At 60.2% G+C, this 24336-nt stretch carries 24 protein-coding genes; 12 read left to right on the forward strand and 12 right to left on the reverse strand.

The window, feature by feature from the left end; translation table 11 throughout:
• The first annotated feature begins 11 nt into the window (after positions 1 to 11).
• Positions 12 to 1073 carry a flavin reductase family protein gene (locus CFT68_RS12090; RefSeq protein ID WP_245815377.1) on the forward strand — a complete coding sequence of 354 codons (1062 nt, stop codon included), beginning with the start codon at positions 12 to 14 and terminating at the stop codon, positions 1071 to 1073.
• A gap of 181 nt (positions 1074 to 1254) precedes the next feature.
• On the opposite strand, the gene CFT68_RS12095 is transcribed toward CFT68_RS12090, so the two are convergent.
• On the reverse strand, positions 1255 to 3687 hold the full coding sequence (locus tag CFT68_RS12095) for a glycoside hydrolase family 31 protein (RefSeq protein WP_245815378.1): 2433 nt from the start codon (positions 3685 to 3687) through the stop codon (positions 1255 to 1257).
• Positions 3688 to 3893: 206 nt separating this feature from the next.
• Between CFT68_RS12095 and CFT68_RS12100 the strand changes: the two genes are divergently transcribed.
• Both CFT68_RS12100 and CFT68_RS12105 read left to right on the forward strand, forming a co-directional pair.
• Positions 3894 to 4931: a glycosyltransferase gene (locus CFT68_RS12100; RefSeq protein ID WP_170934786.1), complete on the forward strand. Its 1038-nt coding sequence runs from the start codon at positions 3894 to 3896 to the stop codon at positions 4929 to 4931.
• A gap of 14 nt (positions 4932 to 4945) precedes the next feature.
• Entirely contained in the window at positions 4946 to 5416 is a 471-nt protein-coding gene (locus CFT68_RS12105) for a YdeI/OmpD-associated family protein (RefSeq protein ID WP_088843824.1), read from the forward strand.
• A gap of 199 nt (positions 5417 to 5615) precedes the next feature.
• Here CFT68_RS12105 and CFT68_RS12110 read toward each other — a convergent pair whose 3' ends face one another.
• Positions 5616 to 7670, reverse strand: coding sequence for an alpha amylase C-terminal domain-containing protein (locus CFT68_RS12110; protein WP_088843825.1), 2055 nt, complete (start codon positions 7668 to 7670; stop codon positions 5616 to 5618).
• Positions 7671 to 7834: 164 nt separating this feature from the next.
• On the opposite strand from CFT68_RS12110, the gene ggt reads away from it, so the two are divergent.
• Positions 7835 to 9568 carry a gamma-glutamyltransferase gene (ggt, locus tag CFT68_RS12115; protein WP_088843826.1) on the forward strand — a complete coding sequence of 578 codons (1734 nt, stop codon included), beginning with the start codon at positions 7835 to 7837 and terminating at the stop codon, positions 9566 to 9568.
• Between the two features lie 146 nt (positions 9569 to 9714).
• On the opposite strand, the gene CFT68_RS12120 is transcribed toward ggt, so the two are convergent.
• From CFT68_RS12120 to CFT68_RS12140, 5 genes are all read right to left on the reverse strand, one after another.
• Positions 9715 to 10098: a hypothetical protein gene (locus tag CFT68_RS12120; protein WP_088843827.1), complete on the reverse strand. Its 384-nt coding sequence runs from the start codon at positions 10096 to 10098 to the stop codon at positions 9715 to 9717.
• 120 nt (positions 10099 to 10218) lie between these two features.
• Positions 10219 to 10560, reverse strand: coding sequence for a hypothetical protein (locus CFT68_RS12125; protein ID WP_088843828.1), 342 nt, complete (start codon positions 10558 to 10560; stop codon positions 10219 to 10221).
• A 138-nt stretch (positions 10561 to 10698) separates the two neighbouring features.
• Positions 10699 to 11256, reverse strand: coding sequence for a YceI family protein (locus CFT68_RS12130; protein WP_088843829.1), 558 nt, complete (start codon positions 11254 to 11256; stop codon positions 10699 to 10701).
• Between the two features lie 39 nt (positions 11257 to 11295).
• Positions 11296 to 11814, reverse strand: coding sequence for a hypothetical protein (locus tag CFT68_RS12135; RefSeq protein WP_141106540.1), 519 nt, complete (start codon positions 11812 to 11814; stop codon positions 11296 to 11298).
• 125 nt (positions 11815 to 11939) lie between these two features.
• Positions 11940 to 13175: a helix-turn-helix domain-containing protein gene (locus tag CFT68_RS12140; protein WP_088843831.1), complete on the reverse strand. Its 1236-nt coding sequence runs from the start codon at positions 13173 to 13175 to the stop codon at positions 11940 to 11942.
• 126 nt (positions 13176 to 13301) lie between these two features.
• On the opposite strand from CFT68_RS12140, the gene CFT68_RS12145 reads away from it, so the two are divergent.
• The 6 genes from CFT68_RS12145 (at position 13302) to CFT68_RS12170 (ending at position 18967) form a co-directional block, all read left to right on the forward strand.
• The gene (locus CFT68_RS12145) at positions 13302 to 13763 is read left to right on the forward strand and encodes a hypothetical protein (protein ID WP_088843832.1); all 462 of its coding nucleotides are present in this window, start codon (positions 13302 to 13304) and stop codon (positions 13761 to 13763) included.
• A 36-nt stretch (positions 13764 to 13799) separates the two neighbouring features.
• Positions 13800 to 14663: an AraC family transcriptional regulator gene (locus CFT68_RS12150; protein ID WP_088843833.1), complete on the forward strand. Its 864-nt coding sequence runs from the start codon at positions 13800 to 13802 to the stop codon at positions 14661 to 14663.
• 382 nt (positions 14664 to 15045) lie between these two features.
• Positions 15046 to 15462: a DUF983 domain-containing protein gene (locus CFT68_RS12155; protein WP_245815379.1), complete on the forward strand. Its 417-nt coding sequence runs from the start codon at positions 15046 to 15048 to the stop codon at positions 15460 to 15462.
• A 152-nt stretch (positions 15463 to 15614) separates the two neighbouring features.
• A complete protein-coding gene (locus CFT68_RS12160) occupies positions 15615 to 17051 on the forward strand; it encodes an alpha-amylase family glycosyl hydrolase (protein WP_088843834.1) in 1437 nt (478 codons plus the stop codon).
• 15 nt (positions 17052 to 17066) lie between these two features.
• Positions 17067 to 17546, forward strand: coding sequence for a DinB family protein (locus CFT68_RS12165; protein WP_088843835.1), 480 nt, complete (start codon positions 17067 to 17069; stop codon positions 17544 to 17546).
• A gap of 74 nt (positions 17547 to 17620) precedes the next feature.
• Entirely contained in the window at positions 17621 to 18967 is a 1347-nt protein-coding gene (locus CFT68_RS12170; protein WP_088843836.1) for an alpha-amylase family glycosyl hydrolase, read from the forward strand.
• Between the two features lie 188 nt (positions 18968 to 19155).
• Here CFT68_RS12170 and CFT68_RS12175 read toward each other — a convergent pair whose 3' ends face one another.
• The 5 genes from CFT68_RS12175 to CFT68_RS22140 form a co-directional block, all read right to left on the reverse strand.
• Positions 19156 to 20736, reverse strand: coding sequence for an N-acyl-D-amino-acid deacylase family protein (locus CFT68_RS12175; protein ID WP_088843837.1), 1581 nt, complete (start codon positions 20734 to 20736; stop codon positions 19156 to 19158).
• Positions 20737 to 20788: 52 nt separating this feature from the next.
• Positions 20789 to 21607, reverse strand: coding sequence for a class D beta-lactamase (gene blaOXA / locus CFT68_RS12180; RefSeq protein ID WP_170934787.1), 819 nt, complete (start codon positions 21605 to 21607; stop codon positions 20789 to 20791).
• Between the two features lie 124 nt (positions 21608 to 21731).
• On the reverse strand, positions 21732 to 21866 hold the full coding sequence (locus tag CFT68_RS22270; RefSeq protein WP_262490719.1) for a hypothetical protein: 135 nt from the start codon (positions 21864 to 21866) through the stop codon (positions 21732 to 21734).
• Positions 21867 to 21923: 57 nt separating this feature from the next.
• Complete coding sequence (locus tag CFT68_RS22135; protein ID WP_245815380.1) at positions 21924 to 22244, reverse strand: YdeI/OmpD-associated family protein; 321 nt, start codon at positions 22242 to 22244, stop codon at positions 21924 to 21926.
• Between the two features lie 47 nt (positions 22245 to 22291).
• Positions 22292 to 22498: a YdeI/OmpD-associated family protein gene (locus CFT68_RS22140; RefSeq protein WP_245815381.1), complete on the reverse strand. Its 207-nt coding sequence runs from the start codon at positions 22496 to 22498 to the stop codon at positions 22292 to 22294.
• An 84-nt stretch (positions 22499 to 22582) separates the two neighbouring features.
• Between CFT68_RS22140 and CFT68_RS12190 the strand changes: the two genes are divergently transcribed.
• A complete protein-coding gene (locus CFT68_RS12190; RefSeq protein WP_088843839.1) occupies positions 22583 to 23530 on the forward strand; it encodes an aldo/keto reductase in 948 nt (315 codons plus the stop codon).
• A gap of 253 nt (positions 23531 to 23783) precedes the next feature.
• Complete coding sequence (locus CFT68_RS12195) at positions 23784 to 24266, forward strand: GNAT family N-acetyltransferase (protein WP_088843840.1); 483 nt, start codon at positions 23784 to 23786, stop codon at positions 24264 to 24266.
• The last annotated feature ends 70 nt before the right edge of the window (positions 24267 to 24336 follow it).

The raw sequence follows: 24336 nt of genomic DNA on the forward strand, positions 1-24336 counted from the left end.
AGGCCACTACTTTGCGCTTTTCGGAAGAATACCCAAACAGCCGCTTCGTGACCATCCCGCTTCGCATTACCCATATTCAGGAAGAAGCTCCGGAAGCCAAAACGTTCTGGCTGACGCCTGCGCAGCCAGTTCCGTACCAGGCGGGGCAATACCTCACGCTGCTGCATCCGCACCACCCGGAGTTGCGCCGCTCCTATTCGCTTTCTTCGGCGCCCGAGGTGGATGTTGAGCTGGGCATCACGGTACGGCGCGTAGCCAACGGGCAGTTTTCCAGGTGGCTGATAGATGAAGCCAAGCCCGACGACGAGCTCCTTACTTTGGGAGCGGGTGGTCTGTTTACGCTGCCTGCGGCTAATGCGGTGGCCTACGAGCAGGTATTGCTGTTTGCAGCGGGTAGCGGCATTGCGCCGCTATATTCTCTTCTGAAATCTATTCTGCACACCCGGCCCGGAGTGCGGGTATTGCTGGTGTACAGCAACCACACTCTCACCGATGCTATTTTTTTTCAGGAGCTACGCGCGTTGGCTACCCGTTTCCCGGAGCGGCTCCGCATCGAGTTCCTGTTCAGCAACCACCCCAACCTGGCCCGCGCCCGCCTCTACAAAGACTTGCTGGTGAGCCTGGTGCGCGAGCATGCCACCACCACGCCAGCCCGAATGCTGGCCTACGTGTGCGGCCCCCTGAACTACATGCGGATGTGTAACTACGGCCTCCATGCCGTAGGCCTATCGGCGGGCAATATCAGGCGCGAGAACTTTGTATTGCCTCCGCCTACTCAAGCCCAGCTCCCACCCGATACGGCTACCCACCATGTGCAGCTTGAAATCGGGGGCCGGCACTTCACGTTTCCGGTGCCGTATCCCGAAACCATTCTGCGGGCCGCACGGGCCCATGGCCTCACGCTGCCGTTCAGCTGCGAAGCAGGCGTTTGTGGCAATTGCGTGGCGCGCTGCACGTCTGGCAAGGTCTGGCTTTCCTACAATGAGGTCCTTACCGAACGCGACCTGGCCCAGGGCCTGACCCTCACCTGCGTAGGCCACCCCGTAGGCGGCGACGTGCACCTGCGGGTGTAGAGCTAAGTCTGCCCTCTCTATACCGAGAACGTCATGCTTGATCTGACGTCCGCTTGTCGAAGCAAGACCGTCTTTTTCTGTTCCATACTTTCCAGCCACTAAAAAGCCCCTGCAGCTTCTGAAGTCGCAGGGGCTTTTTAGAGCTTCGTTATAATTCGCTAGCCTATCACCAGATAATTCGCTAGCCTATCACCAGCTCCGTGAAACCGGCGCTTACCACTACGCTCGGTAGCGCTAGGCCAGTTTCAGTAGTCGTTTCCTTTGCTGCCGCTGCCGCACCGTCTAGGCTAATCATGGTTGGCGCGAAGGGCAGGCCGTGCAGCACTACGCGGTAGCTCGTGAATGAGGGCTGGAAGTCGCCTTCGGTGGTCTGCTGTAGCACCAGCCCCGTTTCGGTGCCTTTTACGGTGAAGCGGCGCGTGGTGCTTTGGCCGTTCTGGTAGCCGTAGCCTTCGCCGCCATCGTCGTAGAGCACACTGGTTTCCGTGCCGTTCTTATGGTACACGTGTAGGGTCACTTCTTCCACCACTTTCTCGCCTACGTACTGCATCACGGGGTACATGGGCAGCACGGCGCCGGCCTTGATGAACAGCGGTATACGCGTCAGGTCAGCAGCAGCCCATACTTCGGCACCGCCGGTTTTGGCTTCGTCGGTCCAGTAGTAGAACCAGTCGCCGCGGGGCAGGTACATCCAGCGGCCGTCGGCGCCGGGCGTGGTGATGGGGCACACCAGCAGATGGTCGCCGAGGGCAAACTCGGCCATGCGCAGGTAGGTATCGGTATCGGCCTGGTCGAGGAACGCCAGGGGGCGTAATATGGGCGTGCCCTGCTTCACGTGCTGCCAGAACGTGGTGTACATATAGGGCAGGAGGCGGTAGCGCAGCTCAATGAAGCCCTTGGCCAGCTCAGCGTACTGCTCCCCGAAGCTCCAGGGCTCCTGGTCGCCGTGGTCGCCGGAGCTATGCGTGCGGAAGAACGGATGGAAGGCTCCCAGCGCCACCCAGCGCACGTACAGCTCGCCATCGGGCGTATCAATGAAGCCCCCGATATCCGATCCAATGAAGCTGAAGCCCGAGATGCTCAGGCGCTGACACTGAATGTTGGCTAGCCACAGGTGTTCCCAGGAGGCCACGTTGTCGCCGGTCCAGCCGGAGGAGTAGCGCTGCCCGCCCGAGTACGTGCTGCGCGTGATGGTGAAGGGCCGGTTGGGGTAGCTGAACTGCTTCACGCCAGCCGCCGTGGCACGGGCCATCTGCATGCCGTAGATGTTGTGGGCCTTCTTATGCGAGGCCTGGTGGCCGTCGTAGCTGAAGCGCACGTCATCGGGGAAAGTACCTTTCTCGAACACGGCCGGCTCGTTCATGTCGTTCCACACGCCCCGCACGCCATCTTCCTGAATCAGGCCCTTGAATAGGCCGGCCCACCACTCGCGCACGTCGGGGCGGGTGTAGTCGGGGAAGTTGCAGAGGCCGGGCCACACGGAGCCTTTCATCAGCGGCCCATCGGCGCGGCGGCAGAAGTAGTCGTTCTGCAGGCCCTCGCGGTACACGCTGTAGTTGGGGTCAATCTTGATGCCGGGGTCGATGATGACGATGGTTTTGAAGCCATCTCCGGCCAGCTCCCGCACCATGCGCTTAGGGTCGGGAAAGTGAGTAGGGTTCCAGGTAAAGCACCGGTACCCCTCCATATAATCGATGTCGAGGTAGAGCGCGTCGCACGGAATCTGCCGGTCGCGGAAGCCCTTGCCGATGCCTTTGAACAAGCTTTCGGGGAAGTAGCTCCACTTGCACTGGTGGTAGCCCAGGGCCCACAGCGGCGGCAGCTCGGGCGGGCAGGTGAGGCGGGTATACTCCTCCGTTACTTCCATGAGCGAGGGGCCATAGATGAAGTAGTAGTTCATCTCGCCGCCCTGAGCCCAGAAACTGGCCACGTCGGCCCGCTCGGCGGCAAAGTCGAAGGAGGCCTTGAAGGTGTTGTCGAAGAAAATGCCGTGCCCGATTTTCTGGTGCAGGGCCAGGAAAAACGGAATATTCTTGTAGAGCGGGTCGGAGCCTTTTACGTAGCCGTAGGTATCGGTACCCCAGTTCGTGAACTGCTTGCCGCGCAGGTTCATGTTGTCGGGCTTGTCGCCGAGGCCGTAGTAGTGGGCGCCGCTTTGCACCAGCTTGCTCATCTTCACGATGTCGTTGCCGGTTTCGTACTCATATTCCCAGTGGAAGCCTTTCTCGTCTTCGCTCAGCACAGAGCCGGAGCGGTCGAGCACGCGGCTGGCCAGGTTGGTCTTGGAAATGGTGCAGATCAGGCGGTCGGTGGTGATGCGGTAATGGTCAGGCTTCTCCCGGAATTCCAGAAACTCGGGCTCCTGCCGGGGGGGCACTCCATCCGGAAAAGCGTAGCTGAAATCGGGGGCAAACCCATTATCGGTGGCAAACCGGAAGCGCAGCACTTTATCGGTAATGACCTGAAGCTGGAGCTGGACGCCGTTATCGCAGAGAAAGAGAAAATCAGCTCCAGATTGCTGACAGGAAACGACTTGCCCAGGATAAAACTCCTGCCTGGCCCGAGCGGCCAGATCGTTTACCATGTAATTATTCTCCTGAAAATTGTCGGCCATTGGTGATGATTCGAGAGGTAAGCAAGCAAAAAACCTCTGGGCAAGCCAGAGGCGTCGGTTTAATTCTGCAAGGTAAAAACGATTCATGCGACTTCCGGTGGCCTACAGTCGAGTTTTTAGGAAAAAGCCATTCCGGGGCGTGGCGGGCGGCTTTTTTCTCTACCTTGCCGTACCAGGCTAGTGCCCGCCTTCCGTTATCCCATACTATGACTCCTGCTGCATCCCACGTATTGCTTCTTGGCTGGGACGACACCCCCCGCACGGGCGAGCAATCGGCTCCGGCCGTATTTCCATTGGTACAGGCTTTAGCCCCGCAGATTCCTCTGGCCATTGTGCTCCCACGACGCCCCGCGGCCCTGGTTACCACGCCCAACACCCATCTCACGGTGCTCTCGGAGCTGACCCCTGCCGACCTGCTGGCTACTGCGCAACGCCCCGATACTGGCCCGGCCGCGTGGCAGGCGCCGGCCGCTCCTTACGTGGGTAGCTCTAGCAGCCCCTTGGAGCGAGGTCTGGCCATTCCGGCTGAGCCTTACGTAGGCCGCTCCCCACAGGCTCCGGCCCCTGATACTGGTGCCGCAATGGTTACAACTGGCCTAGCGGCCTCCGCTGCCGAAGCTTCCCAACGCTCCGCTGCTGCATCAGCAACTACTACCCAACCGGAAGGTGGCCTACTAGACCACGACGACTTTGAAGACAATGGCGCCGAACCCAAAGCCGCCGAAGCGTACGACCTCTCGCAGCCCCAGGATGATATGGTGCAGGATGCTGTACCTAAGCCCGCCCCTACTCCACTGCCATCGGCGCCCCTCCCCGACGGCCTTGCCGCGCTTCAGCTTACGCCCGAGCCCGATGCCGACCTGAATTACCAGGTGATTCAATACGCCCGATTTGCCACGCGGCAGTCGTTTCTGGAGAACTTTTCCGTGATTTACGCCACCGACTGGCCTACGTGGCTGGCGGCCATGGAAATCAGGCAGCAAACGGGCCGGCCACTGGTGCTGCACGTGCACAGCCTGGCCCAAGACCGCAACACGGCCGCCGACCGGGGCTGGATTCAGGAGCTCGAACGCCTGACCATGCGCCGCGCCGACCTGGTGCTGGCCGCTTCCGACGATATTGCCCAACGCCTGCGCGAAACGTACCCCTTGCTGGTGAAACACCTGCAGGTGGTTCATCCCGACGATACGAACACACTTACCAACACGCTACGCCAGCTCGAAACTACCTGGGCAGGCCGCTAGCTTTTCTTTTACCCATGAGTACGACTGCCCCCCAACACGAATTCGACGCCGATCTGGAAATGGATGCCTCCGACAATGGAGTGTTCCTGGTAGTGCCTTTTAACGTGCAGGAGCTGTACGGCACCACCGCCGCCCTGCCCGTACGCGGCACCATTGATGGCTTCCCGATTCGGCAGAGCCTGCTGCCCCTAGGCAACGGGGAGCACATGCTGGCCGTGCGCAAGGAAGTCCGGAATGCCATCGGCAAAAGCTGGAGCAGCACCGTGCATGTAGTGCTGGAGCGCGACACCGAAGAACGCGCCATAGAAATGCCCGCCGAACTCACCGACGCTCTCGAATACGCTGGCCTACAAGCCAAATTCGACGAGCTGCCCTACGGCCGCCGGAAGGAACTAGCCACCTGGGTAGGCCGCGCCAAGAAAGGCGACACCCGAGACGAACGCGCTCAGGAGGCAGTGCAGCGCATCAAGACCGGCGCTAAATAGTGGCCTAGGCCAGTAAGGAACGGCAGGCCCATTACCCCTAAAAAAGAACGTCATCCTGAGCTTGCCGAAGGATCTCTACCGGAGCTAATTAGAGAAGTTAGCACTGCAGTAGAGATCCTTCGGCAAGCTCAGGATGACGTTCATTGGTTATCGGGATGCCGTTCTTCTGTTTTGGCTACTAGGCCACTTTCAACCTCCCTTACATGCGTGCCAGCACCAGCGCGGTGCGGCTCGTGATGTACAGGCTCAGCTTGTGTACGCCGTCTTCTTCGAAGGTCTCGTACGTGACGCTGTTATCAATGCGCTGGAAGCCACCAAACTGGGCATCGTCGGAGTTGAGCAGGATGCGGTAGCGGCCCGCCGTGGGCACATGGAAGCGGTAGTCGGGCACACTACGGTCTACATGGAAGCTGAAGACGAAGACCAGGTTGTTGCGCTCGAAAATGAGCACCTGGTTATTGGAGTCGATGTTGAGCTCCTGCACGGTGCCGGCTGCGTTGAGCAGGCGCGTGGCCTTGGCCATGGCTATCATGGCCTGGTCGAAGCGCAGCAGGAACTGGTACTTTAGGTCAGGGTTGTCGGCCAGGCTCCACTGGCGACGCGCGAAATGGTAGCTCCACTCGTTTCCCTGGCGCGGAAAATCCACCCACTCAGGGTGCCCGAACTCGTTGCCGATAAAGTTCAGATACGCCTCGCCACCCAGGCTGAGCGTGGCTAGTCGGATGAGCTTGTGCAGGGCAATACCGCGGGCCGCAATGGCGTCGGGGTCGTCCTTGTGCATGTGCTCATAGATGGCCTTATCAAGCAGCCAGTGGGCCAGCGTTTTGTCGCCGACCAGGGCTTGGTCGTGGCTCTCGGCGTAGGCCACGGTTTTCTCGCCGCGGCGGCGGTTGGTGAGCACGTGCCATAGCTCATGCAGGTTCCAGTCTTCGTCGCGGGAGTGCTTGAGCAGCTTGATCCAGTAATCGGGAATGCCCATGCCCAAGCGGTAATCAAATCCGACGCCGCCCTCCTCGCTAGGCCTACAGAGGCCCGGCATACCGCTCATATCCTCGGCAATGAGGATGGCGCTGCGCTTGAGCTCCCGCACTAAAGAGGCGGCCAGCTGCAGGTACAGTACGGCATCCTCATCCACTTCTGGCCCAAAGTATTGGTCGTAGCTCCCGAAGGCTACCCCCTCGCCGTGGTGGTGGTAGAGCATGCTTGTGATACCATCGAAGCGGAAGCCATCAAAGTGGAATTCTTCGAGCCAGTAGCGCAAGTTGCTGAGTAGAAACTGCTGCACTTCGGGCTTGCTGTAGTCGAAGAGCTTGGAGTCCCAGCCGGGGTGGTTGCCGCGGGCGCCTTCGTGGAAATACTGCCCACCGGAGCCGTCGAAATTGGCGAGGCCCTCAGCTTCATTCTTCACGGCGTGCGAGTGCACCACATCCAGCAGTACCGCAATACCGCGCTTGTGGGCTTCATTGATGAGGTGTTTCAGCTCCTCGGGCGTACCGAAACGGGAGGACACGGCAAAGAAATTGGCCACATGATACCCAAAGGAGCCATAATACGGATGCTCCATGATGGCCATGAGCTGCAGGCAGTTGTAGCCATCGGCCTGAATGCGCGGCAGGATTTGTTCGGCAAACTCCAGGTAGGTGCCGGTGCGCCCTTCCTCGGTAGCCATGCCAATGTGGGCTTCATAAATGAACGGCTCCCGCACGAAATTCGGAATCCGGAATTTCTGATCGGTCCACTCAAACGGAGTTTCGGGGCGCCAAACTTGGCCGGCGTAGTCGTGGGTTTCGGCGTTTTGTACGGCGCGGCGCAGGGTGGCCGGCAGCCGGTCTTTGCCGCCCTGCACCGTCCGGACGTGCACTTTGAACAGGGAGTGGTGCGTGAGCCGGTCGCGGTATTCTTTGTCGGCCAGGAATACTTCCCAAACGCCATCAGTACCGCGCTGTAGCGGAGTGGCCTGCCGGTCCCAGCCGTTGAAATCTCCAATCAGGAACAGAGCCTCGGCGGCCGGCGCCCACTCCCGAAACCAATAACCTTTGCGGCGGGCATCGTAGTTGAGACCCAGCCGCTGGTGAGCCAGGGCAAACTTGCTCAGAGAGCCGTACTGCTGCTGTATTTCAGCAATTCGCTGCTTCAGGCGGGCCTGGCGGGCACGCAGCACAGGCTCGTAGGGCGTGAGCCAGGGATCTTGCTGCACCAGGGGCAACAGGTCCGATATTTCCTCAACGGCGGTTGTAGCGGTATCGTCGTTCATAGCGAAAGGCGCAGGTAGGTACGGTTCAAAGCTACGCGGATTGGGGAATTTAGGTCGAAAAATGGTGATGAAGTGATAAGGTAATGAGGTGATGAGGTAAATAGCACGTCGTCACCTCTTCGCTTCCTTACCTCGTCACCTCACCTTCTGCGTACCTTGCTGCCATGAAACGCATTTTCTACCCCTTGGCGCTAGTAGTCGTTGCCGCCTGTACCACCCCTCAAACCACCACTACTCCTGCTACTCCAGCCCCCTTGGCCGTGCCCATTGCGGCCGCCGAGCCAGTAGTAACGGGGAAGGCCATGGTAGTTTCGGCGCACCCGGAGGCCTCCCGGATTGGGGTAGAGATTCTGCGCAAAGGCGGCAATGCTTACGATGCAGCGGTAGCGGTGCAGTTTGCGCTGGCGGTTGCTCTGCCGGTAGCCGGCAATATTGGCGGCGGCGGTTTCCTGCTTTACCGCGGAGCCGATGGGCAGGAAGGCGCGCTTGACTTCCGGGAAACAGCCCCGGCGGCCGCTACCCGCGATATGTACCTCGATAAGCAAGGCAACGTAGTGCCCGACTTGAGCACGCTAGGCCACCTCGCGGCCGGGGTGCCCGGTACGGTGGCCGGCATGGTGGAGCTGCACAAGAAACTGGGTAAGCTCTCGTGGGCGCAGGTGGTACAGCCGGCCGTAGACCTGGCCGCTAAAGGCTTTAAGCTGACGGAGAAAGAAGCCGCCGGCCTCAACCGACAGCGTGAAATTTTCCAGAAGTATAACCCCACCGCTCCTGCTTATGTGCGCGCCCAGGGCGAGTGGCAGAACGGCGACAACATCCAGTACTACGATTTGGCCCGCACCTTGGAGCGCATCCGCGACCAGGGCCGCGCAGGCTTCTATGAGGGCGAAACGGCTAACCTGCTGGTAGCGGAAATGCAGCGCGGCAAAGGCCTTATCACGAAGCAGGACCTACTGGCCTACCAGCCTAAGTGGCGCACGCCTCTGCACGGCGAGTACCGCGGCTACCAGGTGCTCACGTTTCCGCCGCCCAGCTCCGGCGGCGTAGCGCTGCTGCAGATGCTGCAAATGCTGGAACCCTACAACCTGGGCAAAGCCGGCTGGCACTCGCCTCAGGCTACGCACTGGATTACGGAGGCCGAGCGCCGCGTATACGCCGACCGCGCCACCTACCTCGGCGACCCGGATTTTGGCAAAGTACCCGTGGCGCAGCTGCTCGATAAAAGCTACAATAAGCAGCGCATGGCTACCACCCTACCCCACCGCGCCACGCCCAGCGCCCAGGTAACGGCCGGCCCTGGCCTACCGGCCTACGAATCGGACCAGACCACGCACTACAACATTGTAGACGCGCAGGGCAACGCCGTGAGCTGCACCACTACGCTTAATGGCGCTTATGGCAGCAAAGTGGTGGTAAAAGGCGCGGGCTTCCTGCTTAATAATGAGATGGACGACTTCAGCAGCAAGGCCGGCACGCCCAACGCCTATGGCCTAGTGGGCGGCACTGCCAACGCCATTCAGCCGGGCAAGCGCATGCTCTCCTCCATGACGCCGGCCATCCTCACCAAAGACAACAAGCTGGCGCTGGTAGTGGGCACGCCGGGCGGCAGCACCATCATCACCAGCGTGATGCAAGCCATCCTCAACACCCTCGATTATGGCATGAATGCCCAACAAGCCGTGGCCGCGCCGCGCCTGCACCACCAGTGGCTTCCCGACCAGATTGATGTAGAAGATGAGGCGCTGCTGCTAGTGGCCCAGGATTCGTTGCGGGCACGGGGCTACACCCTCAAGCCGCGGAGTGCCTGGGGCCGGGTGGAGGTAATTCGGGTGCTGCCCAACGGCAAGCTGGAGGGCGGCGCCGACCCGCGTGGCGACGACTCAGCGCAAGGGTATTAGGCCACTATTCTGTTTTCCTATAATGCCAACGCCCGCCGACTACATGTGTAGCCGGCGGGCGTTGGCATTATAGGAAAACGGCTGATTTTACCGCTTAAGCCACCCAGTTAGGCTTCAGATTTCAGGAAACCCTTCGCTCGGAAAACCTATAAAGTAGCGGCAGCCGCGGCGAGCGACTGGCCTAGCTCCAGAACTTTTTCTCGGGCGGTAGTATCAGCGGAGGCAGCGGCCTGGGTGGTTAGCTCCGAGAGGTTTTGCAGGCACTGCTTCACTTGCACGCCGTTCGGGTTGCCGTGGTCGAGGGCATTGTAGAGATTCTGGAGTTCGGCAATCAGGGGCGAGTATTGGTCGCCCTGGGCGGTTTGCAGCAGGTTCATCCAGCGGTAGAGGTTGTCGCCGGCAGCGGGCAGCAGGTTTGGCAGATGCGTTGATTGCAGGGCGTGCAGCGTGGCTTCCAGATGTTGCTGGCTGCCCGCCAATATGGAACCGGGCGGCTGGTTCTGCCCAGGAGTGGTGGGGGCGATATTCATACAGAGAAAGAAAAGAAACGGACGAAAAGGGCATCTGCAACGTGCAGAAACACTGCCGCTGCCTGGCAAAAAACAGCCTTGCCCGGGAGGCAAGGCTGACCAGAGAAGTGCCCTGGTGGCTTACGACATTTTCAGATTTCCGGCGGCCGTGATGAGCACCTGGCCCAGGTGGCGCAAATGGTCACCTACGCCGTCGTGCATGTCGCGGGCCATGCGGGAGGTTTCCTGGCCCAGGTGCTGGAGCGAGTTAGCAATAGCGGGACGGTCGTCGCTTTGCACGTAGCCGCGCAGGTTGCGCAGCTCACCCTGTAGGCCAGTCAGCGCTGAGCCACCGAGGCCATCGAGGGCATCAATCCAGTTATCGATGGCCGAGAGGCCCGTTTCGGCGGGGTGCGCACCGGGGTGCTCTAACGCGTGATAGATGCCTTGGATGGTTTCTTCGATGTGGGCGGCGTGGTCCATAGCAGAAAGGGAGTTGAGAGTGGAGACTACTGAGAAGCTGTACGCCGGGGCTGGCGCGGGCGTTGCGCCCCGGCGCATCTGAGCTAGGCCTAGCATCCATTTCAAACTCCGAAATCCTTTGTCCGTCTGCTGTTTACCTCACTGTTTATCCGCTACCACATCGAAGCGCAGCAGGAACTCGTTACGGATGGCGTAGTTGCCCAGGTTCTGAAAGAAGCTACTGGAGTTGTAGTTCACCCCAAACTGGGTGCGGTCGAGGGTGGCGGTGCCCTGGATGCGCAACTGGCCGTTGGGCAGGCGCGTGATAGTGAGCGGAAACCGGACTGGCCTAGTGGTGACTTTGAGCGTGAACTGACCCAAGGCCTGCCCGTTCTTGCTTTCGATGAGTACAAATACCGCTGTGGGGTAGTGCTCTACGTCGAAAAAATCGGGGCCGCGCAGGTGCTCGGCCAGCTGGGCCTGCTCCTGGGCAATGGTGCGCATATCTATCTCGAAACGGCCGTTGCGCAGGCGGTTGCCATCATACCCAAACGTGCCCTGGCGGAGCTGTACGGTACCGGTTGGGGCATACGTACCTACTTCGGCGTACCCGGTCCAGGCCAGGCGGCTGGCCTCTGGGTTTACTTGATAGGTAGTGGCGGCGGGCTGGAAGGCGCATATGCCTAGCAGGACGAAAAACAGGCAGAGCGTTTTCATGGATGTAGTTTCAGGAAGTAAAAAGGGAAGGAGACTGGCCTAGCGCACAGTGGCTTCGGTTTCAATCAGGCCCATGCCTTTGTAGAGCTTGCCGGTTTTGTCTTTGGCCAGAATATACCAGAGCGCGTCGCCGCCATAGAGGCGCTGGGCGTTGTCGGCGTAGCGGTAGTTTTTGGCGAAAGTGTAGGTGCGGCCTGGCTGCAAACGGCCACCGGGGCACTGAAACAGCTCGGCAAACTCAGCGGGCGTTTCGCGCATGTTGGCTTGCCAACCGGCGGCGCTGTACCAGATGAAGCTGCCGCACTCCACCACCTCCAGCTCGCCCACCTCGGAGCGAATCATGGTGCTGTGTTTCCAGACGTAGCCGCCGGGCTGCGCAGGGTTCGGCTCCGGGTAATTGGGGTTGGGCGTGTGCCAGAGCGTGAGCCCCACGGGTACCTGCCGGAGCTTATCGGGCAGCACCCGGGTGTGGTCAGACCAGGCAGCAGGCGGCGTAGTTTGGGCCCTTAGGCCAGTTACAGGGGCTGCCAAAAGCGCAGCCAGTAAAAGCAGTTTCATGGTCATTCGTTGGGGTGAAAGAATGACCCAAAGGTGCCAGCCTGCTCCTACCGAAACGCCCCATTTCCAGCATCGGGACGCCCCACATCATGTTTTGGGCTTAGTTATTTGTACGAAGGGGTGCTCTACCCTACCGGATAATCGCGCGGAGCATAGCCCGTAAACTGCTTGAAGATGCGGTTGAAGGTGGTTTTGGAGTTGAAGCCACTGTCCAGCGCAATGCCCAGCAGTGTCAGGCGCTGGGCATCGGGCGTGCGCAGGCGGCGCTTCACCTCGGCCACGCGGTAGCTGTTCACGAGGTCGTTGAAGGACTGCCCGAACCCGTTGTTCACGGTGAAGGATATCAGGCGCGGTGCAAGGCCCGTGTGGGCCGAAAGCTCGGCCAGCGTGAGCGTGGGATTCAGGTACAGCTTCTCCGCTTCCAGCGCCTGCCGGATACGAGCCACCACAGCTTCATCGACGGCCGCTTTTGGGGCCAAGCCAGCTAGTGCTTCGTCAGTTTCTGGCAATGTCACTGGCCTAGCGGCATTTGCTTCGGGCGCTGGCAGCTCTCCGCTTGCTCCTTCTGCTGCTCCTTGAGCAATGGGCGCTGGCGCGTCTGCGGTCAGCTCAGAGTCCGCCGGCTCAGGCTCGGGCTCAAACCGCACGGCCTGCATATCGGCCTGGCGCAGGCCTACTACACCAATCAGGAACACCAACAGGCCTAGCAGCTCAGTGGAGTAATCATATTGATAATACAAATTGAAAAACTCGCGCAGCACCACTTCCAGCACCCATTGCAGGCTCACAATTCCGACCAACACCAGCAACGTGCGCAGCCATTGCAGCCGCAGCTGGGAGGTTTCGGAGAAGTTTTCGGGGAGCCAGCGGCGGTACTGGCCTAGCAGGCGCTGGCTTAGCACCACATATACCACCAAAGAAACCCACGTCCCGATGAACTCGACACGGTACGTGTAGGGCCGGTGCACGTGCTGCCAGAACCAATTGCGCGTATCGTAGGGCTGCAGCCGCAGCCACCCGTAGAGAAGCCCCTGTAGCAGCACCGGCACAAAATGCCACAGATGGCGCGGGCGCAGCCGAAACGCGTGGTTGGTCAGGCTCCGGACGTAGAAATACAGCAGCGGCCCGAAGGCAAACGAGTAATAAATGGGCGCAAAATACCAGCCGGGGTTCTGCTTATAGATGGTCGAGACGCGGAAAAACCCATCGAGCAACCACAGCGCAATACTGAGCATGAGCAGCGCCAAAAACCGGTCCGGCAACTGGTTGTGGCGCGCAAACCAGAGCAGGCCCGCCGCAAACACTGCCTGCGCAATCACGGCAAACAGCACAACTACCAGGGGCGTAAGCGGAATCTGCATGTAGCTCTCTATCTGGGAGGTAAGGTGACACGGAATCGTTGGGCACCCCGCCCCGGGGCCGACTACTATCTTTGTCTGGCTGCCAGCAAAATAGCAGATTATCTACTGGCCTGACCACAAGCCCGCATGAAGCAGAAAATCCGGGAATGGTTGCGCCGCTACTTGCCCGCCGAAGTGCTGTCGGTGGTGGCCACGCTGGTGGGCGCGGCCGTGGCGCTGCGGGTCACGCACAGCCCCTTGAGCGCCGCCCTGGCCGGTACGTGGGCCGGCAATGTGGCCTACTTCGGCTACCTGCTGGCGCAGGATGTACGACTGGCCTACCAGCTCCGGCAGGCCCGCGGCCTGGCCTACACCAGGCGCACCTTTGGGCAGAATGTGCGGGCGCTGGCCGTAGAGTTCGGCCTGGCTGAAGTGGCCGACAGCTTCCTGATTCGGCCGGCCCTGATGTTTTATCTGCCGCGCTGGCTAGGCCACTTCGCCGGAGGTATTTTGCTGGCCAAGCTGCTGGCCGATGTGTCGTTTTACATCCCGGCTATTGTGAGCTACGAGCTTAGCAAGAAGCGTCTGCGTAAGTTTGATGAGCCGTAACGTGGCCGCTGCGGTGGCCTAGCTTTTCTCTTTCAGATGAAACCACCTGGCCTGCCCGTTTTTACCCTGGAGTCGTTTCCGCAGAACCGGCCGCACCGCCCATGGTATCTGGAGCGGCTGGAGCGGCACGTGGCTAAATTTCCCGGCATCAGCCAGCCCCACGCCCACGATTTTTACCTGCTGCTCTACGTCACGCAGGGCCGCGGCACCCACACCATTGATTTGGTGGCCTACGAGCTGCGGCCGGGCAGTCTGTTTTTTATGGTGCCGGGGCAGGTGCACCACTGGCAGCTTTCCGAGGATGCGCAGGGCTACGTGGCGTTTTTCGAGGCCGACTTCTACCTGTTTCGCTACCCCGGACCGCGCCTATACCAGTACCCGTTCTTTACCGCCGCCCATTCGCCGGTGCTGCAGCTTGGCCCCGAGGACACCGCCATTCGGCCTCTTATGGAGCGCATGTGGGCTGAGGATACCACGCCGGCACCACAGCAGGACGAGGTGTTTCGCTCCTACCTACACATCTGCCTGGAGCTGGCCGCCCGCCACTACACCGCGCCAGCTGCCGCCGCGCCCGACGAGCCACGACATGCCCAGCAGCTCCTGCGCGAGTTCGGCCTGCTGCTCAACCAGCACTTCCGTACCCACCGCAGCGTGCAGCATTACGCCGATTTACTGCACGTATCCCCGAACCACCTGAACGCCCTGTGCCGCCGCCAACTGGGTAAAACGGCCAGCGCCCTCATTCAGGAGCGCGTGCTGGTAGAAGCCCGCCGCCTGCTCCGCCACACCGATGCCACCATAGGCCAGGTGGCCGATGCCTTGGGCTTCGAGGATGCCTCCTACTTCGGGCGCTACTTCCGCAAGCACACCGGCCAGACGCCTGGAGAAGTAAAAGGATGATGAGGTTAGAAGGTGATGGGGCGAGGCGGATATGAGGTGAAAGCCGTTGTGTCATTGCGAGGACGAAGGACGAAGCAATCTCTCCTTGTCGCTGGCAGTACTTCTGCCGAAACTGAAAGGACCTTGCCACTCCGGTGGAGGCACCGTTTTTTTCAGGCATCAATAGTTTGTGCAATGATGAAGGAAAGATTGCTTCGTCCTTCGTCCTCGCAATGACACAACGGCCAGGCCTAGGCCACCTCCCATCACCTCGATCCTTCATCACCTCATCACTGATTCAACTGTGAGAATTGATTTGTACCAAACAAACCCGCAAACGTATCTGCCCTTGCCGGTTTGCGCGTAGTAGTTTTGTATAAACGCTTTTCAGGCGCCTGAACTCATGCAAAAAACCGATTCTACCGCTTTGGCCATGTTGGAGCAGAAGTGCCCCCGCTGCCATCAAGGGCCTTTATTCTGTACCAGCGCTTTCAACCTGACCAAGTTTGCCGATATGCCCGAGGCCTGCCCCGTGTGCGGACAGCGCTACGAGCCGGAGCCTGGGTTCTACTGGGGCGCCATGTACATCACGTTTGCCTTCTCCACGGGTATTATGCTGGTGGTAGGCTTTCTGGTGTATCACCTGCTCAATGACCCCGATACGTGGGTGTACATAACTGCCGTAGCCTTCTTTACGGTGGTGCTGGCGCCCCTAAGCCTGCGCTATTCCCGCACGCTCATGCTCTACTGGTTCGGCGGCGTAAACTACGAGCCCGAACGCGCCAACCGTACCGGCCATCGGTCTACCACTTCATCGTAGGCCACTCACGCATTGCCTCTAAAAAACGCGCGACCTGTACTGGCTCTGAGCTGGTGCAGGTCGCGCGTTTTTATGGCAAGGAGTGGCCTAGCAGCCCGCCCTGAAGGCAGGCTGCCAACCGGCCAACGGTCCAAAAGCAGTAAGTTGCAGGCATGTCAAGTGTTTCTCTCCGACTGCTCTGTTTTGGCCTGCTGACGCTGCTGGCGGCCTGCTCTCCCGCCGACGTCAATGCCCCCTGCGACGTGCCGATGCCCAAGCCCTACACCATCCGCCACCCCGCCTGGGCCGATTCGGCCAGCATCTACGAAGTCAATATCCGCCAGTACACGCCTGAGGGTACGTTTCGGGCCTTTGAGGCCCACCTGCCGCGCCTGCAGAAAATGGGCGTGGGCATTTTGTGGCTGATGCCGGTGCAGCCCATCGGGGAGCTGAACCGCAAAGGCACGCTGGGCAGCCAGTATTCCATCCGGGATTACCGGGCCGTAAACCCTGAGTTTGGCAACTTGGAAGACCTGCGCCACCTCATCAACGAGGCCCACAAGCGCGGCATGCACGTCATTCTCGACTGGGTAGCCAACCACACCAGCTGGGATAGTAAGCTCTCTAAGGAGCACCCCGAGTGGTTTACCAAAAACAAGAAGGGCCAGTTTCAGCCGCCCGTTTCGGATTGGCAGGACGTCATCGACCTCGACTACAGCAAGCCCGAGCTGCGCCAGTACATGCAGGAAAGTATGGCCTACTGGGTGCGCGAGGCCGGTTTCGATGGCTTTCGGTGCGATGTAGCGGGCCTCGTGCCCACCGAGTTCTGGAACGACACGCGCCAGAAGCTCGACAAGATCAAGCCGGTGTTTATGCTGGCCGAATGGGACGAGCTGTTTCCACCTACTTTCCTGAAGCGCGAAGACTTCAACCCCGACACCAAGCTGCTGGAAAAGGCCTTCGACATGACCTATGGCCTGCGTCTACACGCCCTCCTGGATAGCGTGGCCAACAATAAAAAGCCCGCCTCTGCCCTCGATGCCTATTTTGCTGCCGAGTGCCGCCGCTACCCGGCCCAGGTGTACCTGATGTATTTCACCACCTCCCACGACATCAACAGTTGGGATGGCTCGGAGTATGAGCGCGTAGGCACCAACGCCCGGCCGCTGGCCGTGCTAGCCGCCCTGTTGCCGGGCATGCCTATGGTGTACTCGGGCCAGGAAGCAGCCCTGAAAAAACGCCTGCGGTTCTTCGATAAGGACACCATTGATTGGCAGGATTATCCGCTGCAGGATTTCTACACCCGCCTGCTCCAGCTCAAGAAACGCCACCCCGCCCTACGCAACGGCGACGCCTGCAGCGAGTTTGAGCGCCTGCCCGCCAGCTCCGACCCGCAGGTGTACGCTTTCGTGCGCCGTAAGGGAGAAACCGGCGTGGTGGTGGCTGCCAACCTCAGCCGCCTGCCCCACGAAATCACGATGCGCACCCTCGGGCCCGGTGTATACCGGGAGCTGTTCAGCGAGCAGGTAATGAAGCTGGGCTCGGGCTCCAAAGTGCTGCTGCCCGCCCACAGCTACCGCGTGTATGAGCGCCTGCCGGATCTGGATTAGCCTTACTACTTCCCCATGACTGAACTGCTCACCGCTCAGTACGACTTAGTTCGGGATGCCCGCAGCGTGCTACTGGCCTACTGCGCTATCCTTGCTCCCGCCGATTTCACGGCTCCCCTTCCGGCCTTCAACCACAGCAGCATCCGTGATTTATTGGTCCACGGCGCCGCTACTTACCAGCACTGGCTCGTGAACGTGGCGCTAGGCCAGTCCCACCCCTACCCCGAGGAAGCCACATTTCCGGACGTAGCGGCCGTAGGCCAGTTGTACGCACAAACAGATGAATTCGTGGCCGAGCATTTGCAGCGCTTCCGGGGCCAATGGCAGACGGCAATGCCGTTGCGGGTGCCGCGTCGCTCTGAGCCGGTGCAGCTCACGCCGCTGGCCCTTTTCACGCACGTCATCACCCACGAGTTTCACCACAAAGGCCAGATCCTGAGCATGAGCCGGCAACTCGGTTACACGCCCGTAGATACTGATGTAGTGCGCACCTGACCTGGCCTAGCGGCAGCCTGCCCCGGCCGTTTTGCGTAGGCACACCTATTTCTTTCGCCACTCTGCTTTCTGCCGTGACCTATTCCGAAGTACACCCCAACGCGCATCTGTTTCAGGTTCAGCACCCCGCCTGGGCCGCTCACGCCAGCATTTACGAGGTAAATATCCGCCAATACACGCCAGAGGGCACCTTTCGGGCCTTTGAGGCCCACTTGCCGCGGCTGGCCGCCATGGGCATTACCATTGTCTGGCTGATGCCGGTTCACCCCATTGGGCAAGTGAACCGCAAGGGCACACTAGGCAGCCAGTACGCCGTGCAGGATTATTACGGCGTGAACCCCGAGTTTGGGACGCTTGATGATCTGCGCCACCTCGTGCAAACGGCCCACGCGCTAGGCCTCTATGTGCTCCTCGATTGGGTGGCCAACCACACCAGTTGGGACAACCCATTGGCTGAGCAGCACCCTGAGTGGTTCACCAAAGACGCCCTAGGCAATTTCGTGCCGCCCGTCGCCGATTGGCAGGACGTCATCGACCTCGATTACAGCCACCCTGAGCTGCGCCGCTACATGACCGACGCCCTGCTCTACTGGGTGCGCGAGGCCGACATTGACGGCTACCGCTGCGATGTGGCCGGCCTCGTCCCGACTGATTTTTGGGATGAGGCCCGTCAGGAGCTGGATCAGCTGAAGCCCGTATTTATGCTGGCCGAGTGGGACGAGCTGTACCCCTCCGGCGGCCTTACCTGGGAGGAGTTCGATAGCAATACTCAACTGCTGGAGCGGGCGTTTGACATGACGTTCGGCCTGCGCCTGCACTACCTCCTCGACCACATCGCCGAAGACAAGCAGCCCCTCCACGACATTGATGTGTACCTAGCCGCCGAGCGCGCCAAATACCCGCCCGGCGTGTACCTGATGCACTTCACCAGCAACCACGATGTAAACAGCTGGGACGGCACCGAGTATGAGCGCCTGGGCCCCAACGTGCTGCCCTTCGCCGTGCTCACCTGCCTGCTCCCCGGCATGCCGCTGGTGTACTCAGGCCAGGAAGCCGCCCTCAACAAGCGCCTCGCCTTCTTTGATAAGGACACTATTGATTGGCAGGACTATCCGCTTCAGGATTTCTATACGCGCTTGCTTCAGCTCAAGAAACGCCACCCTGCCCTGCACAACGGCCAGCTGGAAAGTCGCTTCGAGCGCCTGCCCTCAGCACCGGATGTTTATGCATTCGTCCGCCATCATGGCACGGCGGCTGTTTTGATAGCCATCAATAGCAGCTCGGAGCCACAGACGCTGGAGCTGCCGCAAGAAGCAGCCGGTACATACCTAGATGTTTTCAGTGACACGCAGTTAATGTTCGTAACGAATGACAACCTCACCATTCGGGCCCACGGCTGGCGGGTGCTGGAGAAACTGTGATCTGTAAAGTCCCTAACAGCACGTCCCTACACTCGCTCGTCATCCTGACGAAGGAAGGATCTTATCACGCTGAAACGACTGGCCTAGCGCCTCGTGCGGACGTGAAAAGACTCTTCCTTCGTCAGGATGATGTGCTTTTGGTCAGGATAACGCGTGGGTAAAAGCGTGCTATAGGTGGCTATAAGCCCTTACTTTTTGCCCGCGCCGTACAGCACGTGCCCGTTGCGTAGGCCAGTATGCTTGCCCTCCTGCACCGTGAGGCGGCCGTTGACGAGCACGTATTTCATGCCCGTAGAATACTGGTGGGGCTGCGTGAACGTGGAGCGGTCCTGGACGGTGGCGGGGTCGAAGACCACGATGTCGGCGGCGTAGCCGGGGCGCAACAGTCCGCGGTCCGGGAAGCCCATGGTTTGGGCGGGCAGGCTGGTCATGCGCCGGATGGCGTCTTCGAGGGTGAGCACGTGCAAATCACGCACGTAGTGGCCTAGCACCCGGGCATTGGAGCCGTAGCCCCTCGGGTGCGGCATGCCCTGCTGCCACACCCTAATGCTGGCATCAGAAGCCACCATATTCTGCGGGTAACGCATAATCTGCTGCACATCGGGCTCACTCATGCCGTGGAAAACCATGCCGGCATCGTGCTGCAGCACCAGCTCCAGAATGGTGGACACCTCGGCGCGGGCTTTGTGAGGGCGCTTACGGCGGTTAATTTCCTCGATGCTGAGGCCCTGATAGCTGGTATCGGGCGGGAAGCTGGCTACCACGGCATAGCTGAAGTGCTTGAGGCCGCGCCGCTTCAGGCGCCGGAGCATATCGGCCTCCACGGCGGCGCGCACTTGCGGGCGCTGCAACCGCACGCGTAGGGAGTCGCGGCCGTCGGCCTGCACATCGTCGGGGAGCAGGGTGCTGAGCGAGGTAGAGCTGGCCGTGTACGGATACTGGTCGATGGTGACCTGCTGGCCGCCCTGGCGGGCTTGCTCGATGAGGCCGAGCAGCTTATCGGCCTGGCCCCAGTTCTGCTGGCCGCCCAGTTTCAGGTGCGATATTTCCAGCGGCAGCCCCGCCTCGCGGGCCACCTGCAGCGCCTCCCGAATGGCAAAGGTCACACTGTCGCTTTCGTTGCGCATGTGGGTGGCGTAGAGGCCGTGATGCTGCCCTGCCACGCGGGCCAGGCGCACCATTTCCGGCGTGCGGGAATACGTTCCCGGCACGTAAATCAGCCCCGACGACAGACCTACGGCGCCCTCCTGCATAGCCTGCGCCACCAGGGCTTCCATCTGTTGCAGCTCGGCCTCGGTTGGAGCCCGCTTGGCGCGGCCCATCACGGCCTTGCGCACCGTGCCGTGCCCCACAAAAGAGGCCGTATTCACGGAGAGGCGTAGGCTATCGAGCTGCTGAAAGTACCGGCCCAGATTAAGGCGCGAGGAACCGCAGTTGCCGGTTACCACCGTCGTTACGCCATCATACAGGAAATTATCGGCAGTGGGCTGCTGCACCTCGTCGTCTTCGATATGGGTGTGCACATCAATAAAGCCCGGCGCCACGGCCAGGCCTTTGGCATCCAGCACCGTTTCGGCCGGATAGTCGGCGGGCAGGTGGCCTATAGCCACAATCTGCCCGGCCCGAATGGCCACGTCGCCGGTGGTCCAGGCGTTGCCGGTGCCATCATAGAGCCGCCCGTTCCGAATGAGCACATCGGCGCGCGGCGGCGTCTGAGCTAGGCCTAGACGCGCGAGTAGCAACAGGTAAATCAGTATGGAAAGGCGCATGGTATGATGGTAGAGCGTAGCGTAAGCTATAGCCTGAGCTTTTGATTTGATGCTACAGCCACTTCAGCTCCCGCAGCACCGCCTCGGTCAGGGCGCGGCGGGCACTAATGAACTGGTCGTTGGCGGGCTGCCCTGTCGGGGGCTCGATGTTCAGGGCGAAGTAAATGGTGCGACCATCGGCGCGATCAAGCCAGCCCACGAACCAGCCGTTATCGGGGTTGGTGGCGGAGCGGAAACGCCAGCCAGTTTTGCCATAGAGGGTATACTCCGGCGTTTTCTTCAGTTGCAGAATCCGCTTTACGGCCCGCTGATGCCGGAGTGCCACGGGCAGCTTTTCGGCGTGCAGGCGGCGCAGAAACGCTACCTGCTCAAACTGCGTGATGCGCGAATTGCCATCGAGCCAAAACGTGTCCACGTTCTGGGGCGCAACGTCCATGCGACCGTAGGCCAGTTTTGGGAGCCACTGCTGGTACGGCTGCACCCCTACCTGGCGGGCCAGCTGCTGGTAACAAGGTACGCACGACACGCGCAGGGCCTGGGCATAGGTCATGTCCTGATTCCACTGCGGAAAGTCGCGCTTTACGCCGTCCCACTTGCAAATGGTGGCCGTATCGGGCAGGGCACCGGTTTGCAGGCCAATGAGCGTGTTGGGAATTTTGAAGGTAGAAGCAGGCAAAAACCCCTGGCGGCAACGCGCCTGGTTGTAGGCCACATAGCGGCCGGTGGCCTCCTCGTACAGCAAGATGGAGCCTGTCACGCCGTATTGGTCGAAGTGCGCCTGGAAGTTTCGCTCCGTAACGGTGGGCGCAGAGGTGGCTCCCAACAGCAGAACGCTCCCCAGGCTCAGGAGCAAAAGGTAGATTCGTAGCATGGCAGTGAAGGTAAGGCCCCCGCTGAAATAGCAAACCTGGCCTAGATGGGCTTGTACAATAAGTAAGACCGTCATGTTGAGTACAGTTGGAGCATCTCAAATCGGTCTAGAGCACTCCTGCATGTCATCCTGAGCGGCGACGCAGGATCTTACCGTGCAAGAACGACTGGCCTAGCGCCTCATGCTGACGTGGTAATATCCTTCGTCGCCGCTTGATGCGCGGAATGCTCAGGATGACGTGCTTTTTGGTGAGCAACATCAGCACACGAGATGCTTCGACAAGCTCAGCATGACGGCCTTTTCTATTTACCCTGGCCTATGCGCGGCGGTTCTGGGCGGCGTTTGCTACGATGCGCTCAATGCGTTGCTGGCGGGTTTCGGGGCGCTTCGCGGCGGCCAGGTTCTGGAGCAGCTGCTTGCGGGCGCTGGGTGGGAAGGCCTGGAAATACTGTCGCGCGGTATCGTTGGCAGCTAGTGCTGCTTCCAGATCAGAGGGAATTATCAGCGCTTCTACTTCATCCAGCGCTTCCCAGCTACCGTTCTGCTGCGCGGTGGCAATTCGGGTTTCGCCGGCGGGCATCAACAGGCCTGCTTCCCGTAATCTCAGAATGCGCTCCTTGTTCACTGCCGACCACACACTTTTTGGCTTGCGCGGGCTGAAGAGCAGCCGAAAGCAGGAAGCGTCTACTTGCGGGGGTGCGAGTCGATCCAGCCGAAGCAGAGCGCTTCCTCTACCGCGTCGGCGTAGGTCATCAGGCGCTTGCCGCTTTCCTTTTTGTAGAGCGTGAGCCACACGCCGGCGGGCTGGGCATGATGGGTTTCCAGCCAGGCGCGCCACGTGGCTCGGTCGGGCACATCTACTATTTCCAGGGTATCAAGCTTGCTAGCCATGCGCTAAAAATACACGGAAGCCCCATAACCTCAGAGGCCCGATTGGGGTTTATGCTGACTATATCTTCAACCCGCTTTCTCGTTATGCAACATCGTGAACTGGGCCGCTCCGGCCTGCAACTTGCTCCCCTCGTACTCGGTGGCAACGTATTCGGCTGGACCGCCGATGAAGCCACTTCCTTCCGCATCCTCGACGCCTTTGTGGCCGGCGGCGGCAATGCCATTGATACGGCCGATGGCTACTCCGTGTGGGTGCCGGGCCACGTGGGCGGCGAGTCGGAAACCATCATTGGCAAGTGGCTGCAGCAGCGCGGCCGCCGCGACGATGTCATCATTGCCACCAAAGTAGGCTGGGAGGTGAATCCCGAAAATAAAGGCCTTAAGAAAGACTACATTCTGCGGGCCGTGGAAGGCTCCCTCAGGCGCCTGCAAACGGATTACATTGACCTATATCAGTCGCATAAAGACGACCCCGCCACGCCCGTAGAGGAAACCCTGGAGGCCTACGCCCAGCTCGTGAAGGAAGGCAAAGTGCGCGTCATTGGTGCCTCCAACTTCTCGGCAGCCCGCCTGCGAGAGTCGTTGGAAGCCAGCGAGAAGCATGGGTTGCCGCGCTACGAGAGCCTGCAGCCACTCTACAACCTCTACGACCGCGCCGAGTTTGAGCAGGAGCTGCTACCCCTCATGCAGGAGCAGAACATCGGCGTGATTCCGTACTACGGCCTGGCGGCGGGCTTCCTGACGGGTAAATACCGCACCGAGGAAGACCTCAAGAAAAGTGCCCGTGGTGGCGGTGTAGGCCAGAAATATCTCAACGACAAAGGCCTCCGGATTCTGAAAGGGCTTGATGCTGTGGCCACCCGCCAGCAAGCTACCCCCGCGCAGGTAGCCCTGGCCTGGATCATGGCCCAGCCCGGCCTCACGGCTCCCATTGCCAGCGCTACCAGCCCCGAGCAAGTAACGGAGCTGCTGAAAGCCACCGAACTGCACCTGAGCGCCGAAGACCTTTCAGAGCTAGGCCAGGCCAGCTAGTAATCTGCATCCATCAACCAAGCGAATATCTAGTTTACAGATAGTAAGACCGTCATGCTGAGCGAAGTCGAAGCATCTCTCCCGCTGGCTAACCAACTGGCCTAGAGCAGCGGTAGAGATGCTTTGGCTGCGCTCAACAGGACGGTCTTTTAAGTATTGTCAACCTATTCATACACCCTTGAAGTAAGCGCGGCTGTTTGCACTGTCGAGTTAGGATTGTAGCTTGCCAGCTTTATTTTATTGCCATCCCTGCATGAACATTCGCATTGCTACCCACCAGGATCTGAACGAGCTGTACGGCCTGTGGTGCGAGCTAATGAATGAGCACCAGGCATTTAACCCGGTTTTTGGCTACAACACGGCTTCGGAGTTTCAGCTGAAGCGCGTGCTGCGCGGCCGTCTGGCCGAAAATAACACCCGGGTCTTTGTGGTACAGGGCCGCTATGGGCTGCTGGGCATGCTGATAGCCACCTACCAAATCGGGAACCACGGCATGCACTACTTCCGGCGCGGCTACATTGCCGAAACTGTGGTACAGCAGGCTCACCGCCGCCATGGCCTTGGGCGCGGCCTGTTCAATGCCGCTAAAACCTGGCTTACGGCCCAGGGAGCCGACCACCTGGAGCTGCAGGTGGCCGTAGCCAACCCGGCAGGGCTGCACTTCTGGGAGTCGTTGGGGTTTGCGCCTACTACCTACCATATGGTGCATTTGCTGCCCAAAAACCCTGAGGAATAAGACGGCAGGTGGCCTACAGAAGCCGGCAGAGCTAACCGCGAGCCCAACAGTTGCGTTAGGCCAATAGCTC

This window comes from Hymenobacter gelipurpurascens (assembly GCF_900187375.1).
In the GTDB taxonomy this organism is placed as follows: Bacteria; Bacteroidota; Bacteroidia; order Cytophagales; family Hymenobacteraceae; genus Hymenobacter; species Hymenobacter gelipurpurascens.